Genomic DNA, 3,785 nt, shown 5'->3' with positions numbered 1-3,785 from the left:
ATTTGAACCATAAAAAGCCTCCTTGTGTACTTGATGACTCAAGCATACAAGGAGGCTACGGCGCGAACCATATACCCGTTTAACGACCGCTTACACAATTCTCAGGTGACTGCTGGTTTCTAGTTCCCATTTCCCATTTCTTCTGTGGGATAATACGAACAGGAGCAGTGAAAGGAAGACACCAACTTGACGATTCAAAGCAAATTTTTGAACGCCCTGCATCAACAGATCCGCCAAGGAAATCATCTGCTTGGCGTGAGTACCGCCACGGGGATGAACGCCTTACACGCAAAAAATTCTGGCGCTGATTTTGTGATGGTCCTGAATTCCGGTAAATTTCGTCAGATGGGCCGCAGTTCCCTCGGTGGTTACCTTGCCTTCACCAACAGCAATCAGCAGATCATGACCATTGCCCGCCAAGAAATTCTGCCAATCGTTAATGGCTTCCCGACTTTTGTCGGCCTCAACGCCACCGACCCGACGCAATCACCCGAGCAGTTGCTGACGCTGCTCCAGCAGCTGCCCATTGTCGGTGTGGTGAACTACCCAACTGTTACCTTGATTGACGGCCAATTTCGAGAGGCTTTGACTGAGGAAGGTGCAACCTTTGCGCAGGAAATGGTTTTAATCAAAGCGGCCCATGAACGTAAGCTGTGTACGGCGGCATTTGTCACAACGCCTGATGAAACCATCCTCGCTGCTCAAATTCCAACAGATATTATTTGTATTCACCTCGGTCTCACAGAAGGCGGTTTGCTAGGTGCTAGGCGAGTGCGCAGTTTTACCAGTATGATCAAACGGGTCAATGAAATCTGCCAGGCTCTGAAAGCGGCCGACAGTCACAGCTTCCTGATGATTTACGGCGGTATTATCAACGATCTCACCGAAGTGCGCTATTTGTACAATCGTGTTCCAGCAATTCAAGGTTATATTGGCGGGTCGACCTTTGAACGATTAATCCCGGAGCAAACGATCAGCGAACAAATGCGTGCTTTCAAATCGGCAGAAACAACGGCCAGTGATACCCTCACTGTTCAAATTCTGGAGGGCGCGCAAAACTATTACACCCCTACTGACTTTATCAAGCACTATATTGATGAAAATTATGCTGCGCCGGTTTATATCGGAGAATTAGCTGATATGCTGCATATGTCTGCTTCATACCTGAGTACCCTATTTAAAAAGAAAGCCGGAGTATCCTTCACGACTTACCTCATTCGGTTTCGACTCAATAAGGCAGTAGAGCTCATTAAATCGACATCTTTGCCACTGAAGGAAATCGCCCAACTGGTCGGTTATTCGGATTATGCCCAGTTCAATAAAGTCTTCCGGGTATATTTCGGCATTTCCCCTAAAAAATATCAAATTCAATCTTCTAACATAGACACTACTGATACGAACATGTAAACCTTTTCAAGTAAGGGCTTACCTCGTAGACTGAATTTGTAAGCTTCAGAAGGAGGTAAGCAATCGTGGGAACAGTCGCACTAGCCGGCACGTTCGATACTAAAGGTCGAGAGTTTGCATATGTCAAACAAATTCTGGAATCGTTAGGTAATCAAGTTTTCACCATTCACACCGGTGTGTATCAGCCGTTCTTTGTACCCGATGTTGATTCGTCCGTCTTGGCGGATGCAATGGGTGTTTCTATCCAGTCCATCCGTGATGCGGATCGGGGTGAGGCCACCGCCACTTTGAGTCAGGGATTTGCCAAGATACTGCCAAAATTGTATCAGGCGCATCGCTTCGATGGGATCCTTTCCTTTGGCGGTTCTGGCGGCACATCTCTGGTTACTCCAGGAATGCGTGAGTTGCCAATCGGAGTGCCTAAGATTATGGTGTCCACCGTGGCTTCCGGTGATACTAGTTTTTATGTTGGGACCAGCGACATCATGATGATGCCATCAATTGTCGATGTTTCCGGTTTGAACAAATTATCCAAAGTGATTTATGACAACGCAGCCGCTGCCATTTCCGGTATGGTGAATGCTCACTTTGTCCAAGATGTCGATGTTCGGCCTTTGGTCGGCGCAACCATGTTCGGCGTGACTACCCCCGCCGTTGATCATGCCCGGGAACTGTTGGATCAAAAAGGTTATGAAACACTGGTCTTCCACGCTACTGGTACTGGTGGGCGGACTATGGAGCATTTGATCAAGGGTGGTTACTTTACCGGTATCTTAGATTTGACAACAACCGAGATGGCCGACAACTTGGTGGGTGGTATCCTTTCTGCTGGGCCGCATCGCTTAGAAGCTGGCATCGCCGCGCAGATTCCTCAGGTAATTTCGTTTGGGGCACTGGACATGGTCAACTTTGGTCCGTATGATTCAGTGCCGGCGCAATTTAAGGATCGAAATTTCTTTAAACATAATCCGACAACGACTTTGATGCGGACCACTGTGGCCGAAAATGTTCAGCTCGGGCAGGAAATTGCTCGTAAAGTGAACAAAGCCACGGCGCCGGTGACCGTGATGATCCCATTGAAAGGGGTTTCGAAGATTGATGCGGCGGGTCAGCCATTCTTTGGACCGGAAGAAGACGCAGCCTTGTTCAAGGCGTTTAAGGACACGCTGGCTAACGACTGCGTTAAGGTTATTGAACTGGATATGAACATTAATGATCCAGAGTTTACGCAGGTGGCTGACGATGAATTATTGGCCCTGATCAAGGCCAAACAAGATAAAACAAAGAAAGAAGTTACTGCATAATGGATAAGCGTACTCGAAAACAAATCATTGCTGATTTCAAGGAAAAAAGAAGCCATGGAGAATTCCTGATCGGCGTCGGTGCCGGTACCGGGATTACAGCAAAAAGCAGCGAAGCCGGCGGCGCCGATGTTTTCGTTATCTACAATTCGGGCCGATATCGGATGGCTGGCCGCGGCTCCCTCGCTGGTCTGCTGGCTTATGGCGATGCCAATGCGATTGTGGAAGAAATGGGTCGCGAAGTTATCCCGGTCGTCAAGCATACCCCAGTCCTGGCCGGTGTCAACGGGACTGACCCCTTCCGGATCATGGACGTATACCTCAAAGGATTGAAGAATCAAGGCTTTAATGGTGTCCAGAACTTCCCGACCGTTGGCTTGATTGATGGTACCTTCCGTAAAAATCTGGAAGAGACCGGCATGGGTTATGACTTGGAAGTCGACATGATTCGTAAAGCCCACGACTTGGATATGCTGACTACACCTTACGTCTTTGATCCAGAACAAGCCACCGCCATGGCTAAGGCCGGTGCCGATATCCTGGTCGCCCACATGGGACTGACTACCAAGGGCGCCATTGGGGCGAAAACGGCCTTGACGCTGGATGACTGCGTCAAGAAGGTCCAAGATATTCTTGATGCCGGGCGGGCTGTGAACCCTGATGTGATGGTAATCTGTCACGGCGGACCAATCGCTGAACCCAAGGATGCCCAGTACGTCATCCAGCGGGTAAACGGCATTGACGGATTCTTCGGGGCCTCCAGCATTGAACGGCTCGCCGCGGAGACTAGTATTAAGGCTCAGACGGAAGCCTTCAAGCACATTACGAAGTAATTTTTCTGGATATCTCCCATCCCTTGGCCCTCCCCCAAGATCGTCAAGTCAAGCAAATCGTTGGCCCCCCCGCCAACAGTCTCGTATTTTCCGTCTGTCCCACTCCGGCAGACTATTCGCAACCAACCATCAGCCCCGCCAAGACATAAGTAAGAGGTCGTTAAACGGGCGTATATGAAAAAGTGGCGCAACCCTCTAACATAAGGATTGCGCCACTGCTGTACTCGAATTATTTATTCGTGGC

Annotated in this window: 3 protein-coding genes; all 3 read left to right on the top strand. The window is 49.2% G+C overall.

Annotated features, from left to right (window positions below):
• Nucleotides 1-186: 186 nt before the first annotated feature.
• The 3 genes from H627_RS0115095 (at nucleotide 187) to H627_RS0115085 (ending at nucleotide 3,541) form a co-directional block, all read left to right on the top strand.
• Nucleotides 187-1,407, top strand: coding sequence for a phosphoenolpyruvate hydrolase family protein (locus H627_RS0115095; RefSeq protein WP_027829591.1), 1,221 nt, complete (start codon nucleotides 187-189; stop codon nucleotides 1,405-1,407).
• Between the two features lie 65 nt (nucleotides 1,408-1,472).
• On the top strand, nucleotides 1,473-2,711 hold the full coding sequence (locus H627_RS0115090) for a Tm-1-like ATP-binding domain-containing protein (protein ID WP_027829590.1): 1,239 nt from the start codon (nucleotides 1,473-1,475) through the stop codon (nucleotides 2,709-2,711).
• Nucleotides 2,711-3,541: a phosphoenolpyruvate hydrolase family protein gene (locus H627_RS0115085; RefSeq protein ID WP_027829589.1), complete on the top strand. Its 831-nt coding sequence runs from the start codon at nucleotides 2,711-2,713 to the stop codon at nucleotides 3,539-3,541. Before H627_RS0115090 ends, H627_RS0115085 begins: the two co-directional genes overlap by 1 nt.
• Nucleotides 3,542-3,785 lie beyond the last annotated feature (244 nt).

The sequence above is a fragment of the Schleiferilactobacillus harbinensis DSM 16991 genome (assembly GCF_000425885.1).
GTDB lineage: Bacteria > Bacillota > Bacilli > Lactobacillales > Lactobacillaceae > Schleiferilactobacillus > Schleiferilactobacillus harbinensis.
The sequence above is the reverse complement of the archived record's forward strand: the minus strand, read 5'-3'. Positions and strand labels throughout refer to the sequence as shown.